Origin of the sequence: Rhizobium sp. PL01, from assembly GCF_033447125.1 — a bacterium.
In the GTDB taxonomy this organism is placed as follows: Bacteria; Pseudomonadota; Alphaproteobacteria; order Rhizobiales; family Rhizobiaceae; genus Pararhizobium.
Map to the genome: position 1 here is coordinate 1 of NZ_JAWQUM010000028.1, position 2,246 is coordinate 2,246.

The following is a 2,246-nucleotide window of genomic DNA, read 5'->3' on the forward strand; positions in this document are numbered from 1 at the left end:
CAGTCAGAGATAACCGACCAAGCGCTGTTGGTCTCCCCTGCGCAACCCCGACCAGCTTCGGGAAGACCAACAGCTTAGCGCCTGCTGAGATCTATTTATGCCGCTCCAGGATCGGCACGCACACATCCAGATCATGAGAGGCGAGATGGGCATATCGCATCGTCATCTGTAGCGTCTGGTGGCCGAGCCACATTTGAACCCTGCGGATATCGATACCTCCTCTGACCAGGCGTGAGGCGCAGGTGTGCCGCAGCACATGAGGTACGACATCGCTGTCGGTCGATAGACCAACCTCCTTTTTTGCCTGGTTCCAGACCGCGCGGAACTGTTGCTGGTCAATGCTGTTAAATGGTCCGATCTGTCCGGCCCGACGAGCGACAGCCACGACAGCACGTGACGTCAGGGGCACCGATCGACTTTTTCCCGATTTTGTAACCCAGAATGTCGCGCGATCCTCGTGGATATCATTCCAGCGCAAGCTGATCGCTTCGCCCAGCCGAGCGCCGGTATCAACAAGGAAAATACAGAAGCGATGATAGAGTTCGGAATGGCTCTCGATTGCCGCAAAAAGCCGATCTTCCTCGTCGTATTCAAGGAAGCGAATGCGGCCAGACTTCTCTTTCTGCCGTCGGAATTCGGGTAAACTGTGCACCTCTCCCATTTTAAACGCCTTTCGCAACAGCTTGCTTAGTGCCGCCATCTTTCGATTGATGGTTGCGTTGCTGTTGCCGCGTTTGCGCAGGGAGGCGATCAGGCTATCGAGCATTTCGTCGGTGAATACCGAGAACTCAGGCGTAATCAGCAGAGTGTGGAGTTCATATATAAAGGCCGTCACATTGTATTTGTGCGAACCAGGCTCCCAGAGCAGATCCCCATAGCGCTCAAAGAGCAGCTTGAGAGACACGCTTTCTACCGGTTTGGCGGGGCGGCCGACAGCGAATTGGTAATGGAGACTGTACGCTCCGATACCTGCGCTTTCAAAGTCGGCGTTACCGCCCGCTTTGTCTCGTGCCCGGCTCAATGATAACCCTCCAAGGAGGAGTTATACAAAGACTGCCGCGCTCGGCATTCAATTCAAAACCTGCATCGAACGGATCCTCAAAGTCTGCACCGTCAACAACAGTTACTCAAATGCAACAGCCCGCAACCCCTCATAGAGGTTGCGGGCAATTTACAATCCGATCAGATGATCAGATTAGAAGTCGCGCTGCAGACGGACGAAGCCGGTGACTTCGTCGCCGCCGACGCCGAACGTGGCGTTGTCGTCGATGTCCTGATAGTTAACAGTCGCGAGAGCCTTGAGGCCGTCCGTGATCTGGTAGCCGGCCGTCAGGCCAACACGCCATGCATCGGTACCGTCGATGAACGCGTAGTCAGCGAAGTACTGAGCAGCCGGAGTGATCGTCAGCTTGTCGGTTGCCTTGAACTCGTACGATGCTGCAACGGTCCACTCGGATTCGTTGTAATATACGTTCGGGTCAGATGCCCAGACGCCGGCCAGGTTGAACGTGCCAGCACCGAGTTCAGCGGACAAGATAGCGCGGATTGCGCCTTCTTCGCGCTCTGTGTCATAACCACCGAGCAGGGTAGCCGTTACGCCACCAATCGAACCGGACAGCATGGCAGCAACGCCAACGCCGTTATCCTTGCGGCTGAAATCGTTCGGCAAAGCGGGGAAACCACCAGCGCGACCAATGCCTTCGAGTTCGTCAACCGAGATACCGGCCTTGAATGCGCCGCCATCGTAGGTGTACGAGATCGAGTTGAACAGGGTGTTGGTTGCGAGAGCATCGGTTTCGCCAGCGATGCCATCATCCCACCAGCTGTAGTAGTAGCCGAACTTGAAGCCAGCGATCGCGAACGAAGCCGTATCAAGGAACGTCGAGTCGCTGTTGCCAGCCGCATCGGCGTTGGTCTGCAGAACGATCGTGCTTTCAAGCGTGCCAAGTTCAGTGTCGTTCTTGGCGTCGAACTGCAACTGACCACGCGTGAACGTATCCCAGCTGGACGAACCGTTGCCTGCGAAAGCACCCTTCTGTACCTGGTCACGACCGAAGTTGGTCTGGAAACGGACGTAGCCGCCGATCTTCAGGCAGGTTTCCGTGCCTGGGATGTAGAAGTAGCCAGTACCGAATGCGTCGCAAACGCGAACGTATTCCATTGGTTCCGGCTCAGCAGCTACGATTGCGTCAGCTGCCTGGGCGCCGGATACTGCTGCGAGAGCTGCAGCGGAGCCGAGAAGAAGG

General features: G+C 56.3%; 2 protein-coding genes. Both read right to left on the reverse strand.

From position 1 onward, the window contains the following. Positions 1-91 precede the first annotated feature (91 nt). Entirely contained in the window at positions 92-1,021 is a 930-nt protein-coding gene (locus tag R6X40_RS31510; RefSeq protein WP_412178505.1) for a tyrosine-type recombinase/integrase, read from the reverse strand. 174 nt (positions 1,022-1,195) lie between these two features. Beyond that, the coding region (locus R6X40_RS31515; RefSeq protein ID WP_318419114.1) for a porin at positions 1,196-2,246 on the reverse strand (1,051 nt) is incomplete at its 5' end.